The following is an 18,083-nucleotide window of genomic DNA, read 5'->3' on the forward strand; positions in this document are numbered from 1 at the left end:
CCCTTTTCGGGGAAAAGAGCGGGGTGAGGGGGTAAAATAATCCTCCCCCCACGGCAGTACCCATAAAAATAACCCCACTCTCTACAAGGCTCGGGGCGCCCGAAAGTACGGGTAAACAGGTTGACCGACAACGTATGGCATACAGCCAAAATCGGAATTAAAAACTATGTGTGGAATTGTTGGCGCAGTCGCGCAGCGTGATATTGCTGAAATCCTTCTCGAAGGTTTACGTCGTCTGGAATACCGCGGTTATGACTCCGCCGGTCTGGCCGTCGTCGATAACGAAGGTCATATGAACCGCGTTCGCCGCCTCGGGAAAGTACAGATGCTGGCCCAGGCGCTGGAAGAACATCCGTTGCACGGCGGTACCGGGATTGCCCATACCCGTTGGGCGACGCACGGCGAACCGTCTGAAGGTAACGCGCATCCGCATGTTTCTGACCATATTGTGGTGGTGCATAACGGGATTATCGAAAACCATGAGCCGCTGCGCGAGCTGTTGCAGTCGAGGGGCTACGTTTTCGCCTCCGAGACTGACACGGAGGTTATTGCGCACCTGGTTCACTGGGAGCTGGAACAGGGCGGTACTCTGCGTGATGCGGTTCTGCGGGCTATCCCGCAGCTGCGCGGCGCTTATGGCACCGTGATCATGGATTCCCGCGATCCGGGTACGCTGCTGGCCGCTCGTTCAGGAAGCCCGCTGGTGATTGGCCTGGGGATGGGGGAAAACTTCATTGCCTCCGATCAGCTGGCGCTGCTGCCGGTTACCCGCCGCTTTATCTTCCTCGAAGAGGGCGATATTGCGGAAGTCACCCGCCGTTCCGTGACTCTCTTTGACAAATCCGGCGCCGAAGTGCAGCGCCCGGATATTGAATCCAGTCTGCAGTACGACGCGGGCGATAAAGGTATCTATCGTCACTATATGCAGAAAGAGATCTACGAGCAGCCGAACGCCATCAAAAATACCCTCTCCGGGCGCATTAGCCACGGCGAGGTTGATTTAAGCGAGCTGGGCCCGCAGGCTAACGAGCTGCTGTCTAAGGTCGAGCATATTCAGATCATCGCCTGCGGCACCTCCTACAACTCAGGTATGGTGTCCCGCTACTGGTTTGAGTCGCTGGCAGGGGTGCCGTGCGATGTTGAAATCGCCTCCGAGTTCCGCTATCGCAAATCGGCCGTGCGTCGCAACAGCCTGATGATCACCCTCTCTCAGTCCGGCGAGACGGCGGACACCCTCGCCGGCCTGCGCCTGTCGAAAGAGCTGGGCTATCTGGGGTCGCTGGCGATTTGTAACGTGCCTGGATCATCCCTGGTGCGTGAGTCCGATCTGGCGATGATGACCAACGCCGGGACGGAAATCGGCGTCGCCTCGACTAAAGCCTTCACGACGCAGCTGACCGTTCTGCTGATGCTGGTGGCGAAACTGGCGCGACTCAAAGGCCAGGATGCGTCGATTGAACATGATATCGTGCATGGTCTGCAGGCGCTGCCGAGCCGCATTGAGCAGGTGCTTTCGCAGGACAAGCGCATTGAGGCGCTGGCTGAGAACTTCTCTGACAAACACCACGCGCTGTTCCTTGGCCGCGGCGATCAGTATCCCATTGCCCTGGAAGGGGCGCTGAAGCTGAAAGAGATCTCCTATATTCATGCGGAAGCCTATGCTGCCGGCGAGCTGAAGCATGGTCCGCTGGCGCTGATTGACGCTGAAATGCCGGTGGTGGTGGTCGCGCCGAACAACGAACTGCTGGAAAAATTGAAATCCAATATTGAAGAGGTTCGCGCTCGCGGCGGCCAGCTGTACGTTTTTGCTGACGGCGATGCGGGTTTCACCGGCAGCGACAATATGCACATCATCGAGATGCCGCATGTTGAAGAGGCGATCGCGCCAATCTTCTATACCGTACCGCTGCAGCTGCTGGCGTATCACGTCGCGCTGATCAAAGGGACTGACGTTGACCAGCCGCGTAACCTGGCGAAATCAGTTACCGTGGAATAACGATTTTACAGCGTTGAAAGGGCTGCCGTCGGGCAGCCCTTTTTATTTGCGGCGAACAGCGAGATCCCCCCGCTTTATGACAGCCTGTCATTTTTGAGACGCTTTTGCGCTGTCATAAAAATAAAATTTTCCGCTAATCTTTCTATCATTAACCATAGTAACAATATGATTTGTATTGTTTTTATTTAACGTAAATTCCCGTCTTTTTGCTTGTCATAAAACTGTAATAATTCGTACATTTTACTGTCACCTGTTTGTCCTATTTTGCTCACCATAGCTTCGAAACAATGGTTTACGAATCCAGCAGGAGACATTATGAACGTTATGCGTACCACCGTCGCAACAGTTGTCGCCGCGACCTTATCGATGAGCGCTTTCTCTGTTTTTGCAGCAGCAAGCCTGACTGGCGCAGGTGCAACTTTCCCCGCGCCGGTGTATGCCAAATGGGCAGATACCTATAACAAGGAAACGGGTAATAAAGTCAATTACCAGGGTATCGGCTCCTCTGGCGGCGTAAAACAAATTACGGCCAACACCGTAGACTTCGGTGCTTCTGATGCACCTCTTGCTGATGACAAGCTGGCTCAGGAAGGTCTGTTCCAGTTTCCGACCGTTATCGGCGGCGTAGTGCTGGCAATTAACCTGCCTGGCGTGAAATCCGGTGAGCTGGTGCTTGACGGTAAAACGCTGGGTGATATCTACCTGGGCAAAATCAAAAAATGGGATGACGCGGCGATTGCTAAGCTCAACCCGGGCATGAAGCTGCCTTCTCAGAACATCGCGGTGGTTCGTCGTGCTGATGGTTCCGGTACTTCCTTCGTTTTCACCAGCTATCTGGCGAAGGTGAACGAAGAGTGGAAATCTAAAATCGGCGCGGGCTCAACCGTTAACTGGCCGACCGGTCTGGGCGGTAAAGGCAACGACGGCATCGCCGCGTTCGTTCAGCGTCTGCCGGGCTCTATCGGCTACGTAGAATATGCCTACGCAAAACAGAACAACCTCGCTTACACCAAACTGCTGTCCGCCGATGGCAAGCCGGTGAGCCCGACTGAAGATAACTTCGCTAACGCGGCGAAAGAAATCGACTGGAGCAAATCCTTTGCACAGGATCTGACGAATCAGAAAGGCGACAACGCATGGCCGATCACTTCAACCACCTTCATTCTGGTCCACAAGGCTTCCAACAAGCCAGAGCAGACCGCCGAAGTGCTGAAGTTCTTCGACTGGGCGTATAAAAACGGCGGTAAAGAAGCCAACGCGCTGGACTATGCTACCCTGCCGGAAAGCGTGGTTGAGCAAGTTCGCGCGGCATGGAAGACCAACGTAAAGGACAGCAGCGGTAAAGCGCTGTACTAATACCCGTCAGCCTTCGAGCTACAGGTGCGTTGGCAGCGCTTGTTCACCCCGGTCACATAGCCCATCTATGTTCCCGGGGATCCACAAGCCAGCTGCCTGCAGCTCGAATTATTTAGGGTATGGCATTACCTTTGCCAGAAAGATCAGTAAACTACGATTTTTTCTGGCCCGAAACTGAAGAGTAACTTATGGCTGCAACCAAGCCGGCATTTAACCCTCCGGGGAAAAAGGGTGACATAATTTTCAGCGTGCTGGTAAAACTGGCGGCGCTGATTGTGCTATTGATGCTTGGCGGCATCATCGTCTCCCTTATCATTTCGTCCTGGCCAAGCATTGAGAAATTTGGCTTTGCCTTTCTGTGGACCAAAGAGTGGGATGCACCGAACCAGATTTTCGGCGCCCTGGTACCCATTTACGGGACGCTGGTCACCTCATTTATCGCGCTGCTGATCGCCGTACCGGTGAGCTTCGGTATTGCGCTGTTCCTGACGGAACTGTCACCCGCCTGGCTGAAGCGCCCGCTGGGTATCGCTATTGAGCTGCTGGCCGCGATCCCCAGTATCGTTTACGGCATGTGGGGCCTGTTTATTTTCGCCCCGCTGTTTGCGACCTATTTTCAGGAGCCGGTTGGCAACGTTCTGTCGACCATTCCGTTCGTTGGCGCGCTCTTTGCGGGCCCGGCATTTGGTATCGGTATTCTGGCGGCGGGCGTGATTCTGGCCATCATGATCATTCCTTACATCGCGGCCGTTATGCGTGACGTCTTTGAACAGACGCCGGTGATGATGAAAGAGTCCGCCTACGGTATCGGCTGCACAACGTGGGAAGTTATCTGGCGTATCGTTCTGCCTTTCACCAAAAACGGCGTGATCGGCGGGGTAATGCTCGGTCTGGGGCGCGCGCTGGGGGAAACCATGGCGGTGACCTTTATTATCGGCAACACCTACCAGCTTGATAGCGCTTCGTTATATATGCCGGGCAACAGCATCACCTCCGCGCTGGCGAATGAGTTTGCCGAAGCGGAAACCGGACTGCACGTTGCCGCATTGATGGAGCTGGGCCTGATTCTGTTCGTTATCACCTTTATTGTTCTGGCCGCATCGAAGTTTATGATCATGCGCCTGGCTAAGAATGAGGGGGCTCGCTAATGGCGACGATTGAATTACAAACCACCGCGGAGCTGGCGGAATCCCGTCGCAAAATGCAGGCAAAACGCCGCATGAAAAACCGTCTCGCTCTGACGCTATCGATGGCGACCATGGCGTTTGGTCTGTTCTGGCTGATCTGGATCCTGATGTCCACCGTCACCCGCGGCATCGACGGCATGAGCCTGGCGCTGTTTACTGAAATGACGCCGCCGCCAAATACGGCGGGCGGTGGTCTGGCAAACGCCCTGGCGGGCAGCGGATTGCTGATCCTCTGGTCGACGGTTATCGGTACCCCGCTGGGGATTCTGGCGGGAATTTATCTGGCGGAATATGGCCGTAAATCCTTGTTGGCCGAAGTGATTCGTTTTATTAACGATATCCTGCTTTCCGCGCCGTCGATTGTCGTCGGTCTGTTTGTTTACACCATCGTCGTTGCGCAGATGCAGCACTTTTCCGGCTGGGCGGGCGTGATTGCGCTGGCGCTGCTGCAGGTGCCTATCGTTATTCGTACCACTGAAAACATGTTGAAGCTGGTACCGGACAGCCTGCGTGAGGCGGCATATGCGTTGGGTACGCCGAAGTGGCGCATGATCTCTGCGATCACCCTGAAAGCATCGGTATCGGGCATTATGACCGGTATTCTGCTGGCCATCGCCCGTATCGCCGGGGAAACGGCGCCGCTGCTGTTTACCGCGCTCTCCAACCAGTTCTGGAGCACCGACATGATGCAGCCGATTGCTAACCTGCCGGTGACGATTTTCAAATTTGCCATGAGTCCCTTTGCGGAGTGGCAGCAACTGGCATGGGCCGGGGTCTTGATTATCACCCTGTGCGTATTGCTGCTGAACATTCTGGCGCGCGTTGTTTTCGCGAAGAATAAACACGGTTAATTTTTGCGGCGCGGCGAAACGCGGCGCCGAATGAGGAAAAGAACGAGATGAGTATGGTGAATGCGACCCCGGGTAAACTTTCAGTTCGTAACCTGAATTTCTACTACGGAAAATTCCATGCCCTGAAAAACATCAACCTGGATATTACCAAAAACCAGGTTACGGCGTTTATCGGACCGTCAGGCTGCGGTAAATCCACGCTGCTGCGTACGTTCAACAAAATGTTTGAGCTGTACCCGGAGCAGCGTGCGGAAGGCGAAATTCTGCTCGATGGCGATAATATTCTGACCAACACCCAAGATATCGCCCTGCTGCGCGCCAAAGTGGGGATGGTGTTCCAGAAGCCGACGCCGTTCCCGATGTCGATTTATGACAACATCGCCTTTGGCGTGCGCCTGTTTGAGAAGCTTTCCCGCACGGATATGGATGAGCGCGTGCAGTGGGCATTGACCAAAGCCGCATTGTGGAATGAAACCAAAGATAAACTGCATCAGAGCGGATATTCTCTCTCCGGTGGCCAGCAGCAGCGTCTGTGCATCGCGCGCGGTATCGCTATTCGTCCAGAAGTTCTGCTGCTGGATGAGCCCTGCTCGGCGCTGGACCCGATCTCTACCGGGCGTATTGAAGAGCTGATCACTGAACTGAAACAGGATTACACCGTCGTTATCGTGACCCACAACATGCAGCAGGCCGCGCGTTGCTCCGACCATACGGCATTTATGTATCTTGGCGAGCTGATTGAATTCAGCAACACGGACGATCTGTTTACCAAGCCCGCTAAGAAGCAAACTGAAGATTATATTACTGGCCGCTACGGTTGATTGCCCTTCTGCTACCAGGCTCTAACCTATTGGGCAATCAGGAGATACTATGGATAACCTAAATCTTAACAAACATATTTCCGGCCAGTTCAATGCTGAACTGGAGTACATCCGCACCCAGGTCATGACCATGGGTGGGCTGGTGGAGCAGCAGCTTTCTGATGCGATCACCGCGATGCATAACCAGGACAGCGAACTGGCAAAGCGCGTTATTGACGGCGACAAGCAGGTCAATATGATGGAAGTGGCGATCGATGAGGCCTGCGTGCGCATCATCGCCAAGCGTCAGCCGACCGCCAGCGACCTGCGTCTGGTGATGGCGATTATTAAAACCATCGCCGAGCTGGAACGCATCGGCGACGTCGCGGATAAAATCTGCCGCACCGCGCTGGAAAAATTCTCCCAGCAGCATCAGCCGCTGCTGGTGAGCCTGGAATCGCTGGGGCGCCACACCGTGCAGATGCTGCATGATGTGCTGGACGCCTTTGCGCGTATGGACCTTGATGAAGCGGTGCGTATTTATCGCGAAGATAAGAAAGTCGACCAGGAATATGAAGGCATCGTGCGCCAGCTGATGACCTATATGATGGAAGATTCGCGCACCATTCCAAGCGTCCTGACCGCCCTGTTCTGTGCCCGCTCGATTGAGCGTATCGGCGACCGTTGTCAGAACATCTGCGAATATATTTTCTACTTCGTTAAAGGTCAGGATTTCCGTCACGTTGGCGGCGACGAGCTGGATAAACTGCTGGCCGGGAAAGATCCTAAAGAGTAATAAATCACAGAGACTAATTCTGATAAAGGATTTATCAGAATTAGTTATGATTAATATTACTCCTGTTTTTAATTAACAAAATTGGTGCGATTGTCGTCACAAATAATAATTTCATCAATTGTGGTTTGATTTTAATAGCGTAACAATGCGGTACATTAATCGGGTGACTTGTTGCGGCAAGGCTCGAATAAAACTCTGGATTGTTACTGCGCAAGCAGGCAAAACCTGACATCACCGTTAACCTGGTGATGTCAGGTTTTTTTTTGCCAGATAATCCGCCATTAGCCGATGAAAGGGATTGTTACCGCAGCGCGGGCAAAACCTGAAGCAAGCCTCCTCTGTTTTCTGCAGGGGGATTGCTTCAGGTTTTTTTTGATTTGATGCAAGGCTGTTTGTGGGTAAACCAGGATGGTATTAACCGAATAAATAATAGTGCTGGTTTTAATAACGTTCTTTTTTCCTTAAGGGGAAGCACCTTTTCGGTAACAAGCTTTATTCGATAGAAAAATAAAAATACGCCTTCGCGTTAGTTGACATTTTATCGCGATATTCAGTTGCACCTGTTTTTATATAAAGGGAACTTATGTTTAAAAGAAATCTGATTACCTCGGCCATACTTATTATGGCGCCGCTCGCTTATACAACCCATGCTATGGCGGAATCGCTAACCGTTGAACAGCGTCTTGAGCTTCTGGAGAAGGCGCTTAAGGATACGCAGAGCGAACTAAAAAAATATCAAGATGAAGAGAAGGCCAGAAATCGACTCTGGATTGCCAGTACGCAGCCTGGCGCACCTGAGCAGAGTGCGTCCGCGCAGGTTGTCAGCGCGCCCGCGCCGGCAGGCGGCGCTGCAAAACCGGCGGCGGTTCTGGTGAAAAACGAACAGCCCGCGGCTAACGGCGAGTCCATTTATAGCTCGATGACAATGAAGGATTTCAGCAAGTTTGTGAAGGATGAAATTGGCTTCAGCTATAACGGCTATTACCGTTCCGGCTGGGGGACCGCATCCCATGGTTCACCTAAGTCCTGGGCGATTGGCTCGCTGGGTCGCTTTGGTAATGAATATTCGGGCTGGTTTGATTTACAACTTAAGCAGCGGGTCTATCAGGAAGGCAATAAGCGGGTTGATGCGATCGTGATGCTTGACGGCAACGTCGGGCAGCAGTATTCCTCCGGCTGGTTTGGCGATAACGCTGGCGGCGAGAACTATATGCAGTTCTCTGATATGTACGTCAACACCAAAGGTTTCCTGCCATTCGCGCCGGAAGCGGATTTCTGGGTGGGTAAGCACGGTGCGCCGAAAATTGAAATCCAGATGCTGGACTGGAAAACGCAAAGAACCGATGCCGCAGCCGGCGTTGGCCTTGAAAACTGGAAGGTGGGCGCGGGTAAGTTTGATATTGCGCTGGTGCGCGAGGACGTTGATGACTACAACCGTACGTTGACCAAAAGCCAGCAAATTAACACCAATACTATTGATATTCGTTATAAAGAGATCCCGCTTTGGGATAAGGCGTCATTGATGGTCAGCGGCCGGTATGTCGCGGCAAATCAGAGTTCATCCGAGAAATATAATGAAGGTAATAATGGATATTATGAATGGAAAGATACCTGGATGGCGGGGACGTCGTTAACGCAGAACTTTGATAACGGCGGATTTAACGAATTTTCCTTCCTGCTGGCAAATAACTCCATCGCCAGCAGCTTCTCGCGCTATGCGGGATCCAGTCCGTATACCACATTCAACGGCAGATACTATGGCGATCATACCAACGGCACCGCCGTTCGCTTGACCTCGCAGGGGGAAACCTATTTGAGTGATGACATTATTATGGCGAACGCCATCGTTTACTCCTTTGGTAATGATGTCTACAGCTACGAGACCGGCGCGCACTCCGATTTTGAGTCTCTTCGCGCCGTCGTGCGCCCGGCCTGGATCTGGGATAAATATAATCAGACCGGCGTTGAATTGGGCTATTTCAAGCAGCAGAACAAAGATAGTACCGGCAAGAAATATAACGAATCCGGCTACAAAACTACCCTGTTCCATACCTTTAAAGTGAATACCAGTATGCTGACCTCCCGCCCGGAAATTCGTTTCTATGCGACTTATATTAAAGCGAAGGATATCGACCTGGATAAGGCGGCTAACAGCAATACCAGCAGCATTTTTGAAGATGGTAAGAACGATCAGTTTGCCGTTGGCGCTCAGGCTGAAATCTGGTGGTAAGGCTGGCAACGGTCAGGACAAAATTCTAAAGAGGAATAAAGATGAAACGACATGCTATTTACTTCGCTCTGGCGCTGGCGGGCGCGGCGTTTACCGCTCATGCCGCGCCGTTTCCGGTCACGCCGAGCGCGGCGATCCCGGTCAGCCAGTATATTACGCAGGTTAACGCCGATAAGAGTATCACCTTCCGCCTGTTTGCCCCGGATGCAAAACGGGTGTCCGTGGTGACGGGGGCAACGCCGGATACCTTTGTCTCCCATGATATGAGCAAAGATGAGCAGGGGATCTGGACATGGAAAAGCGATGCGCTGGCACCCAAACTCTACGAATACTATTTTGATGTCGACGGATTCCGTTCCGTCGATACCGGTAGCCGCTATCAGAAGCCACAGCGTCAGGTGAATACCAGCCTGATCCTGGTACCCGGCAGCATTCTTGACGATCGCGCGGTCGCCCACGGCGAGCTACGAACCCTGACCTATCATTCAAAGGCGCTGAACGCTGAGCGTCGCGTCTACGTGTGGACGCCGCCAGGCTATACCGGTACCGGCGAACCGCTGCCGGTGCTCTATTTCTATCACGGTTTTGGCGACAGCGGACTGTCGGCCATCGACCAGGGCCGTATTCCGCAAATCATGGATAACCTGCTGGCGGAAGGCAAAATCAAGCCCATGCTGGTGGTGGTGCCGGATACCGAAACCGATATTCCTGACGCGATTGCGGAAAACTTCCCGCCGCAGGAGCGGCGTAAAACCTTCTATCCGCTGAATGCGAAAGCGGCTGATAAAGAGCTGATGAACGATATTATTCCGCTGATTGATGCGCGCTTTAACGTGCGTAAAGACGCGGACGGCCGGGCGCTTGCCGGGCTGTCGCAGGGCGGTTATCAGGCGCTGGTCTCCGGAATGAACCATCTGGAGAGCTTCGGCTGGCTGGCGACGTTCAGCGGCGTAACGACAACCACGGTACCGGATGCCGGCGTCGAGGCGCAGCTACACAACCCACAGGCGATCAACAAGCAGCTGCGTAACTTTACCGTCGTCGTGGGCGAGAAAGACGTGGTTACCGGCAAGGATATCGCCGGGCTGAAAGCGGAGCTGGAGAAGCAGAAAATCAACTTTGATTACCATGAGTATCCGGGCCTGAACCATGAAATGGACGTCTGGCGTCCCGCCTACGCCGAATTTGTACAGAAGTTGTTCAAATAACATGAAGGAGCCAGTTCGCTGGCTCCTTATCTTCAATACCTTGAGGGAGACAATATGAAATTAATCGTGACGGAAGATTATGCAGAGATGAGCCTGGTCGCCAGCCATCACGTTCTGGGCTACATCACCGCGCCGCGCAGGGTGAACCTGGCGGTAACGGCAGGCAGTACGCCGAAGAAAATGTATGAACATCTGACGGACGCGGTTAAAGGTAAATCGTTCTATTCTCAGGTCCATTATTACAACTTTGACGAGATTCCGTTCCGCGGACAGGATCGTGAAGGCGTGACAATTTCCAATCTGCGCAGCCTGTTTTTCACCCCCGCGCAAATCTCTGAAGAGAATATCCACCCGCTCAGCCATGAAAACTTCAGGCATCACGACCAGCGGTTACAGGACGAAGGGGGCCTCGATCTGATAGTGATGGGCCTCGGCGCTGACGGCCATTTTTGCGGTAATTTGCCGAATACCACGCGCTTCCACGATGTGACGGTGGAAGTCCCTATCGTCGGCGATATGGTGGATCTGGTCGCTCACGGCGAGATGGACGGCGACTTCTCTGCGGTGCCGGATAGCTACGTCACGATGGGGCCAAAAAGCGTCATGGCGGCGAAAAACCTGCTGCTTATCGTCAGCGGCGCCGCAAAGGCGCAGGCGCTACAACAGGTGATTGAAGGCGAAGTCAGCGAACGGGTTCCGGCTTCGGTGCTGAAACTGCATCCATCCCTGGTGATAGTGGCTGATAAAGCGGCGGCTGCGGAGTTGAGTCAACCGTAATCCACTTTCAGCGTAGCGCAGGCGGGACGCGCCCTGATAGCGCTACGCTCCAGGTTTATCGCGTTATATTCCAGCCGCGCGCCTGCCATAACTCAGGTAGCTCTTCGAGGCGGGTAAACGTCGTCACCTTCGGATGTTCGATCGGCTTATTATGCGGATCGGCGCAGAAGTAGAACACTTCCATGCCGGCGGCGATCCCCGACTGCGCGCCTGCGCTGGAGTCGTCGACAAGAATGCAGTTCTCGACGTTAACGTTCATCGCTTTTGCGGCATGCAGCATCAGGGCCGGATCGGGCTTCCAGCGCTGGATATCGTAGCCGCTGTACAGACGCTCCGGGAAATGGTGCAGCATTGCGGTTTTACCGAGAGAGTGCTGCATTTTGCTCACCGGGCCGTTGGAGACCACGCACATCGGCACGCTGACCGCGTCCAGCAGCGCCTGTGCGCCAGAAATGACTTCCAGTTCAGTATCAAACAGGCGCGCGACTTCATCGCGGTACACCGGCTCAAGGGTCGCCTTGTCCAGATTAACGCCGTACTCCGCGTTAATGGTGTCGATAATCTCGTACAGCTTAACGCCTTTGAAGCGCTTAAAAATCTCGTCTAAATCCAGCGTAATGCCGAATTCCCTGAACATGTGAACGTAGGCGCGGGAGCAGATCACCTCGCTGTCGACCAGCGTGCCGTCACAGTCGAAAAATACTGCTTCTGGTTGGGTCATGTCGTTTCCATTTTAATAAGTTAACGTTTTCGTCTTGCTGATTAGTGAGACGCAATCGTTGCCGTATAAGCAAAATCGATGAAAAAAAGTATCTCACAACCGCCCTTATTGTCGCATTTTGGTATAGGATAGCGACGAATTTTCCCTCCTTTGTTCGGAAACCGATAATGAGTCAACAACAAACCAGCCAGTCATCTGGCCCGGGTCTGCTGGAGCGCGTGTTCAAACTACGTGAACACGGCACGACGGCACGCACCGAAGCGATTGCAGGTTTCACCACTTTTCTGACAATGGTGTACATCGTTTTTGTTAACCCACAGATCCTCGGCGTGGCGGGTATGGATACCAGCGCCGTGTTCGTCACAACCTGTCTGATCGCCGCGTTCGGCAGCATCATGATGGGCCTGTTCGCTAACCTTCCGGTGGCCCTGGCGCCGGCGATGGGACTGAACGCCTTCTTTGCTTTTGTCGTGGTACAGGCAATGGGCCTGCCGTGGCAGGTCGGGATGGGCGCGATTTTCTGGGGGGCGGTTGGCCTGCTGCTGTTGACGATTTTCCGCGTACGCTACTGGATGATCGCCAATATCCCGGTTAGCCTGCGTATCGGTATCACCAGCGGTATTGGCCTGTTCATCGGTATGATGGGCCTGAAGAACGCCGGCGTGATCGTCGCCAACCCGGAAACCCTGGTGAGCATCGGCAACCTGACGTCCCACAGCGTACTGCTGGGCATTCTTGGCTTCTTTATTATTGCGATTCTGGCTTCCCGCAACATCCACGCCGCGGTGCTGGTTTCTATCGTGGTTACCACGCTGCTGGGCTGGCTGCTGGGCGACGTTCACTACACCGGAATCGTATCCATGCCGCCGAGCGTCACGACGGTCATTGGGCATGTTGACCTGGCAGGCTCGCTGAATCTCGGCCTGGCGGGCGTGATCTTCTCGTTTATGCTGGTGAACCTGTTCGACTCCTCCGGTACCCTGATCGGCGTGACCGATAAAGCTGGTCTGGCCGATGCGCAGGGTAAGTTCCCGCGGATGAAGCAGGCGCTGTTTGTCGATAGCGTCTCGTCCGTTGCGGGCTCCTTTATCGGCACCTCTTCCGTAACCGCCTATATTGAATCTTCCTCGGGCGTTTCCGTAGGCGGACGTACCGGCTTAACCGCCGTGGTCGTTGGTCTCTTGTTCCTGCTGGTGATCTTCCTGTCGCCGCTGGCGGGTATGGTCCCGGCCTATGCCGCAGCCGGCGCGCTGATTTACGTTGGCGTCCTGATGACCTCCAGCCTGGCGCGCGTGAAGTGGGATGATTTAACCGAATCAGTGCCGGCGTTTATTACCGCCGTGATGATGCCGTTTAGCTTCTCCATTACGGAAGGTATTGCCTTAGGCTTTATCTCTTACTGCGTAATGAAGATCGGTACCGGTCGACTGCGCGACCTCAGCCCATGCGTGATTGTGGTTTCGCTGCTGTTTGTGCTGAAGATTGTGTTTATCGACGCGCATTAATACCCGCGCCGTCACACTCAGCCGTTCTGGCGAGTGTGACGGCGTCTATCAGGCTTTAACCCGCTGAATATATTCGGCAAAAGCGCTAAGCTGTCCGCTCAGATGATCGAGCGTGCTCTGATCGACGACTTTCCCCTCCTGCGGATCCACTTTGTTCTGAATCACGCCGCCCATAAATTCGGGCTTATTCATCACCATAGCGTCGAGGAATACCAGAATCTGACGCAGGTGATACTGACAGCGCGCACCGCCAATAGCCCCCATCGAACTGGTTTGAATCAGTACCGGCTTACCGGCCAGCGGCTGTTCCGGCAGGCGAGATAGCCAGTCGATGGCGTTTTTCAGGCCGCCGGGCACCGAGTAGTTGTATTCCGGCGTAACGATAACCACGCCATCAGCCTCGCGAATTTGCTGAGCGATATCCTGAACGCTTTGTGGGAATCCCTCTTCCTGCTGGACGTCGGCATCATAGAGAGGAATATCGCCAATGGACGGTAACGCGGAAACCGCCATTCCTGCGGGCGCGATGCCGGGGAGGGTACGCGCGACCATGGCATTAAAAGAGCCTTTGCGCAGACTTCCGAGTAACGTAACAACTTTCAACGTATCAGACATGATTGCTCCTTTGCATCATGATGGCCGGGTTATCCGGTCAGTTGAGGGAGAAGGCTTTTTCTACCGGTAAATGGGTGAAACGCATCAGCCGGGCGGACGGCTCTCTGGCGCGAGCCTGCGCGTCGGGCAGGCTACGCCAGCCCTCTTTACCATTATATTCCCAGACTTTCAGCTGGCCGATATCCGGACTGGCGGCGATGGACCAGACCAGCACCGTTTCGGCATCGCACACCGCTTCGATTGACTGCGTCCCGCTTGTCCGTAATCGTCCGGAGCCCGGAAGAAGCTGGAGGTTAACGGCGTTTTCACCGGTCAGTTTCATGACGCTTTTGCGGAGTGCGTCAAGCTGAGCGCGCGCTTCATCAGGATCGTGCTGGTTGCTAATCCATACCCGCTCATTACTGTTAAAGACGTAGCGGTCGGCGTCGGGCGAGGCATGTAAACTGCGGGAGGCGTGCGGTAATTCCATATCCAGGCCGCAATCACCTTCGGTGGATAACGCGACGCCGACAATATTCCCGGCATAGGAGATGGAAAAACGCGGGAGATTTTCGTCGCGGAAAGCGGGTTTTCCATTCTCTTCGTCAATAATTTCAGGAAGTTCGCTGATGCCGTACAGCATAAAGAGGAGTTCTGCGAGGAGTGACCGTGATGCGCGATAGCGGCTTTGTCGGTACTCAGGCAGGCGGCAGGCGGATTGATGACAGGCCGCTGACAGGCGTGTTGATAGCGGTTCCCGGGTGTTGAGTATCCCTCTTGCAAAATGCGTTGCCATTCGTCGCTCCGTGATTAATGGTCAATGATAGAAATTGCGAATTATATTATCGCTCAGAATTGCCAGGTTTTAATGCGGAAATCACCCCTTGCGCAATAAATTGCATAAATTTTACAATTTATTGCGCAAGACGGGCTAATCCAACGCTAGAGCGGTTCAGTATAGAGCTGCCTGAGCGTTTCTCGCAGCCAGACGATCTTCGGATTGTAGCTGTTGCGCTTATGCCACAGGAGGGTGAAGGGGACGCGTATTTTCTCCAGCTGGGACGGCTCCAGCGGCAACGGGAGTGAAACCAGCGGCAGATGGTGCTGTTGATTGTAACGCTGGCAATAGCGCGGGGCGGTGGCCAACATCGTATGATGAGGCTGGGCCGCCATAAACAGCGACTGCTCAAAACCCGGGACGGTCAACGCCACGGTGCGTTTATGCCCCAGATCGTGCAGAACATCATCCAGCGCCCAGGTATCGCTTTGTTCCCAACAGATATTGATATGCGGATAACGCAGGAAAGTGTCCAGATTCCACTCCTCGTTCAGCGCGGGATGATCGGCGCGCAGCCATACCTGCGGGAGATCGGTAAACAGGATTTCAAAATCGATATACCAGGGCAGCAGGCTGAGCTGTTCACGGGAGCGAGGATGGGTTTCCCGGCCGCAAAAACCGATGTCGACTTCACCGCGAATAATCGCATCCAGCGAATCATAATCCCAGTTACGCAGGCGGATCAGCGCCTGCGGATAGCGCTGGTAGATCCGCTGTGAAAGCGTATTCAGCAGGATCATCAGCAGCGGCGACTCTGCCGCCAGCTCAAACTTTAACCCGCTCGGCATGGTGTGATGAGGCTTATCGAGGATCTGATTACCCATCTGCATCCAGTCCGCCAGATCCTGCTCCATACTGCTCATCAGCGGCGTGGGTGACAGTCCCAGAGGCGTTTTGACAAACAGCGGATCGTCAAACCAGGCGCGCAGTTTGGCCAGCGATTTACTCACTGCCGACGGCGAAACGTTCATCCGTTTCGCCGTGCGGGTGACGCTGAGCTCCTGGGTTAAGAGCTGCAGGCACAGCAGCAGGTTAAGATCGAGACTCGACAGGGGTTTCTTCATAGCGTTGCGCGGCCCGCGCCGGAGAGGTGACCATAATCAGAACAATGCTCACTATGCTACAGGCAATAAGTATCCCGATCAGCATATTCATCGCGCTGAGTCCGATGATAGCCGCCAGCCAAATCCACAGTGAAGAGCCGCAGACCTGAGCAATTCCCAAAACAGAACTCGCCACGCCGGCGCGCAGGGTGAATGGCCCAAGGGCCTGACTCATTGCTACGCCAAAGCCGGCGGAGAACCCGGCGCAAATCAGCCCCAGACCCAGCATCGTCATCGTCTGGCTGGTGGAGAGGCTCAGCAGCACGCCGGCGATAAAGAACAGTACCTGCGAGGTCAGCATCAGGGTGCGGGGCTTAAATAGCGTCAAAGCGAACGGCGTTGAGAACGACACCACCATGCTAACAAGCGCCATTAGCGCCATCGCCATGGAATAGGTGCCGCGATCGAAGCCCATCACTTCCATCATGATCACCGGGGAGACGTTAACGTAAGTCAGGATAGCCGTCACGCTCAGGGTGGTTATGATAATTCGGCTGAGAAAAAAGCGGTTAAGCAGCGACTCGGGGATATTATTTTGCTGCATCGCCGCATGTGGCGCGGCTATTGGGCGCGTTTCCCGCAAGATAAAGACCGAGAGCAGTCCCACCAGAACGCCCATGCCGGCCATGGTATAGAACAGGCTCTGCCACGGGTATTTCAGCATAATCAGGTGGCCGAGTACCGGCGCCAGAACCGGAATAATGCAGGTGATACCGTTAAGAAGGGAAAGCACTTTCGCCCGGCGGCGATCGTCGAGGGTATCGCGCAGCACCGCAAAGGCGACGACGTAGCAGCTGCCCGCGCCAATCCCCTGAATAAAACGCCCAGCCAGGAAGTGTGCGCTGACCTGCGCCTGCGAGCAGAGAAGGGAGGCCAGTATGAAGACAACGGCACCGAAAATAGCCACCGGCTTGCGCCCTGATTTATCGGCGATACGACCCGCAAATAGCATCGCCGCGGCCATTCCCGCCAGATAAACCGAAAAGGCGATATGCAGCTGCGCTTCACTGGCCCCCAGATCCTGCGCAATGCGCGGTAGACCGACCAGATACATATCGATGCCGGATGGATAAAGCAGAACCAGCGCAAAACTGCAGATAAGAAAGCGTGCCATAGAACCCCTCGCATTAGAATGCCGTACAGAATAGTGGGGTTCGTGCGGGAGTACGAGTTGCCATTTGGACAACAACGATTTCCTGGGAGGAAAAACGGTTGAAAGATGTGCAGCGATAATTTAATTATTTGTTTTTATATCGCTTTTTGATATTTCCAATCAAGCGATCGCGTCCCGCATTATTTCCAGATCTTGGCCATACCTTCACTTTCTGGCCTGACGCTGGAAAACCCAAATTTGGCGTACAGTTCGGGAACATCCGCCACCAACGAGACGTATGCCCCTTTAACCGCGTTTTCATCCAGCCAGGAGACGATTTTCTGCATGATCTGGCGACCGAGACCTTTTCCCTGATGGGCCGGGTCCACGGCGACGTCGACGATTTCAAAGTTCAGCGCGCCGTCGCCGACGATGCGTCCCATACCAACGGGCACGTCCGCATAGAGGACATGCACGCCGTAGCAGCTACGCGGCAGACCCGCGCGGGCGCCTTCCAGCGGACGTGGCGACATACCTGATATGACGCGCAGGCGACAAAAATCCTCCGCCGTAGGGACGGTATCAATAAACGTGTAATCAGCCATCATTGTCGTATCCGGTAAGTGGGAGTACCGATAAGGGTAATAGACAAAGCGATACGCCGTGAAGACGCTAAAGGAAAATAATTAACCCGCTTTAACAGGACGTTAAGGCGAGTGAGTACGCTTTATTTAATCTCATTTCTGATGCCCTGCTGATAGGGTGTGTTTTTTCCGCAACTATCTGTTTATGCCCATCATACTTCAAGTTGCATGTGCGTTGGCTTTGTTACTCGGCCTAAGACCTCGCCCCTACGGGAACAGAGCAAGCGCTGTTCAAGGCACAAGTACCTACCGTCATATGGCATACGAGTAGTGACTCCCCGAGTGTTATGAACCCCTGCTTTGGAGGCTCGTATAATATTTTTTTGCATTTATCCTGACCCCATAAATAGGCGATGGTTGAGAGCCGTCTGCATTCAAATTTTT

At 54.0% G+C, this 18,083-nt stretch carries 16 protein-coding genes; 10 read left to right on the plus strand and 6 right to left on the minus strand.

What is annotated here, in order from left to right; genetic code table 11:
- Positions 1–166: 166 nt before the first annotated feature.
- The 9 genes from glmS (at position 167) to ABLU67_RS05075 (ending at position 11,201) form a co-directional block, all read left to right on the plus strand.
- On the plus strand, positions 167–1,996 hold the full coding sequence (gene glmS, locus ABLU67_RS05035; protein ID WP_064357576.1) for a glutamine--fructose-6-phosphate transaminase (isomerizing): 1,830 nt from the start codon (positions 167–169) through the stop codon (positions 1,994–1,996).
- Positions 1,997–2,311: 315 nt separating this feature from the next.
- The gene (gene pstS / locus ABLU67_RS05040; protein WP_004127017.1) at positions 2,312–3,352 is read left to right on the plus strand and encodes a phosphate ABC transporter substrate-binding protein PstS; all 1,041 of its coding nucleotides are present in this window, start codon (positions 2,312–2,314) and stop codon (positions 3,350–3,352) included.
- 188 nt (positions 3,353–3,540) lie between these two features.
- Positions 3,541–4,500, plus strand: a complete 960-nt coding sequence (gene pstC / locus ABLU67_RS05045) for a phosphate ABC transporter permease PstC (RefSeq protein ID WP_004107261.1) — start codon at positions 3,541–3,543, stop codon at positions 4,498–4,500.
- Entirely contained in the window at positions 4,500–5,390 is an 891-nt protein-coding gene (gene pstA / locus ABLU67_RS05050) for a phosphate ABC transporter permease PstA (protein ID WP_004855748.1), read from the plus strand. The genes pstC and pstA overlap by 1 nt, the downstream gene beginning before the upstream one ends.
- A gap of 47 nt (positions 5,391–5,437) precedes the next feature.
- The gene (gene pstB / locus ABLU67_RS05055) at positions 5,438–6,211 is read left to right on the plus strand and encodes a phosphate ABC transporter ATP-binding protein PstB (RefSeq protein WP_004855746.1); all 774 of its coding nucleotides are present in this window, start codon (positions 5,438–5,440) and stop codon (positions 6,209–6,211) included.
- Between the two features lie 49 nt (positions 6,212–6,260).
- Positions 6,261–6,986, plus strand: a complete 726-nt coding sequence (gene phoU, locus ABLU67_RS05060) for a phosphate signaling complex protein PhoU (protein WP_004107251.1) — start codon at positions 6,261–6,263, stop codon at positions 6,984–6,986.
- 583 nt (positions 6,987–7,569) lie between these two features.
- Complete coding sequence (locus ABLU67_RS05065) at positions 7,570–9,216, plus strand: carbohydrate porin (RefSeq protein ID WP_348852184.1); 1,647 nt, start codon at positions 7,570–7,572, stop codon at positions 9,214–9,216.
- Between the two features lie 41 nt (positions 9,217–9,257).
- Positions 9,258–10,424, plus strand: coding sequence for an alpha/beta hydrolase-fold protein (locus ABLU67_RS05070; RefSeq protein ID WP_224384579.1), 1,167 nt, complete (start codon positions 9,258–9,260; stop codon positions 10,422–10,424).
- A 54-nt stretch (positions 10,425–10,478) separates the two neighbouring features.
- Entirely contained in the window at positions 10,479–11,201 is a 723-nt protein-coding gene (locus ABLU67_RS05075; protein ID WP_224384578.1) for a glucosamine-6-phosphate deaminase, read from the plus strand.
- 55 nt (positions 11,202–11,256) lie between these two features.
- Here ABLU67_RS05075 and yieH read toward each other — a convergent pair whose 3' ends face one another.
- Entirely contained in the window at positions 11,257–11,922 is a 666-nt protein-coding gene (gene yieH, locus ABLU67_RS05080; protein WP_032718760.1) for a 6-phosphogluconate phosphatase, read from the minus strand.
- A 167-nt stretch (positions 11,923–12,089) separates the two neighbouring features.
- Here yieH and adeP point away from each other — a divergent pair, with 167 nt between their 5' ends.
- Complete coding sequence (adeP, locus tag ABLU67_RS05085; protein WP_014839859.1) at positions 12,090–13,427, plus strand: adenine permease AdeP; 1,338 nt, start codon at positions 12,090–12,092, stop codon at positions 13,425–13,427.
- Positions 13,428–13,475: 48 nt separating this feature from the next.
- Here adeP and ABLU67_RS05090 read toward each other — a convergent pair whose 3' ends face one another.
- The 5 genes from ABLU67_RS05090 to ABLU67_RS05110 form a co-directional block, all read right to left on the minus strand.
- Positions 13,476–14,042, minus strand: coding sequence for an NADPH-dependent FMN reductase (locus tag ABLU67_RS05090; protein WP_004855733.1), 567 nt, complete (start codon positions 14,040–14,042; stop codon positions 13,476–13,478).
- Between the two features lie 37 nt (positions 14,043–14,079).
- Positions 14,080–14,817 (minus strand): hypothetical protein, encoded by a 738-nt coding sequence (locus ABLU67_RS05095; RefSeq protein ID WP_025107549.1) that lies wholly within the window; start codon positions 14,815–14,817, stop codon positions 14,080–14,082.
- Positions 14,818–14,963: 146 nt separating this feature from the next.
- Entirely contained in the window at positions 14,964–15,923 is a 960-nt protein-coding gene (gene yidZ / locus ABLU67_RS05100) for an HTH-type transcriptional regulator YidZ (protein WP_025107550.1), read from the minus strand.
- Positions 15,892–17,076 (minus strand): MFS transporter, encoded by a 1,185-nt coding sequence (locus tag ABLU67_RS05105; RefSeq protein WP_224384577.1) that lies wholly within the window; start codon positions 17,074–17,076, stop codon positions 15,892–15,894. The genes yidZ and ABLU67_RS05105 overlap by 32 nt, the downstream gene beginning before the upstream one ends.
- Positions 17,077–17,255: 179 nt before the next feature.
- Entirely contained in the window at positions 17,256–17,663 is a 408-nt protein-coding gene (locus ABLU67_RS05110) for a GNAT family N-acetyltransferase (protein ID WP_224384576.1), read from the minus strand.
- Between the last annotated feature and the right edge of the window lie 420 nt (positions 17,664–18,083).

This window comes from Klebsiella sp. GN_Kp190, assembly GCF_040061795.1.
GTDB classification, from domain to species: domain Bacteria; phylum Pseudomonadota; class Gammaproteobacteria; order Enterobacterales; family Enterobacteriaceae; genus Klebsiella; species Klebsiella michiganensis.

What these genes read in the sequence shown, in the direction of transcription:
- glmS (WP_064357576.1), top strand. Translation starts at nt 167, where the DNA reads ATGTGTGGAATTGTTGGCGCAGTCGCGCAGCGTGATATTGCTGAAATC.
- pstS (WP_004127017.1), top strand. Translation starts at nt 2,312, where the DNA reads ATGAACGTTATGCGTACCACCGTCGCAACAGTTGTCGCCGCGACCTTA.
- pstC (WP_004107261.1), top strand. Translation starts at nt 3,541, where the DNA reads ATGGCTGCAACCAAGCCGGCATTTAACCCTCCGGGGAAAAAGGGTGAC.
- pstA (WP_004855748.1), top strand. Translation starts at nt 4,500, where the DNA reads ATGGCGACGATTGAATTACAAACCACCGCGGAGCTGGCGGAATCCCGT.
- pstB (WP_004855746.1), top strand. Translation starts at nt 5,438, where the DNA reads ATGAGTATGGTGAATGCGACCCCGGGTAAACTTTCAGTTCGTAACCTG.
- phoU (WP_004107251.1), top strand. Translation starts at nt 6,261, where the DNA reads ATGGATAACCTAAATCTTAACAAACATATTTCCGGCCAGTTCAATGCT.
- ABLU67_RS05065 (WP_348852184.1), top strand. Translation starts at nt 7,570, where the DNA reads ATGTTTAAAAGAAATCTGATTACCTCGGCCATACTTATTATGGCGCCG.
- ABLU67_RS05070 (WP_224384579.1), top strand. Translation starts at nt 9,258, where the DNA reads ATGAAACGACATGCTATTTACTTCGCTCTGGCGCTGGCGGGCGCGGCG.
- ABLU67_RS05075 (WP_224384578.1), top strand. Translation starts at nt 10,479, where the DNA reads ATGAAATTAATCGTGACGGAAGATTATGCAGAGATGAGCCTGGTCGCC.
- yieH (WP_032718760.1), bottom strand. Translation starts at nt 11,922, where the DNA reads ATGACCCAACCAGAAGCAGTATTTTTCGACTGTGACGGCACGCTGGTC.
- adeP (WP_014839859.1), top strand. Translation starts at nt 12,090, where the DNA reads ATGAGTCAACAACAAACCAGCCAGTCATCTGGCCCGGGTCTGCTGGAG.
- ABLU67_RS05090 (WP_004855733.1), bottom strand. Translation starts at nt 14,042, where the DNA reads ATGTCTGATACGTTGAAAGTTGTTACGTTACTCGGAAGTCTGCGCAAA.
- ABLU67_RS05095 (WP_025107549.1), bottom strand. Translation starts at nt 14,817, where the DNA reads ATGGCAACGCATTTTGCAAGAGGGATACTCAACACCCGGGAACCGCTA.
- yidZ (WP_025107550.1), bottom strand. Translation starts at nt 15,923, where the DNA reads ATGAAGAAACCCCTGTCGAGTCTCGATCTTAACCTGCTGCTGTGCCTG.
- ABLU67_RS05105 (WP_224384577.1), bottom strand. Translation starts at nt 17,076, where the DNA reads ATGGCACGCTTTCTTATCTGCAGTTTTGCGCTGGTTCTGCTTTATCCA.
- ABLU67_RS05110 (WP_224384576.1), bottom strand. Translation starts at nt 17,663, where the DNA reads ATGATGGCTGATTACACGTTTATTGATACCGTCCCTACGGCGGAGGAT.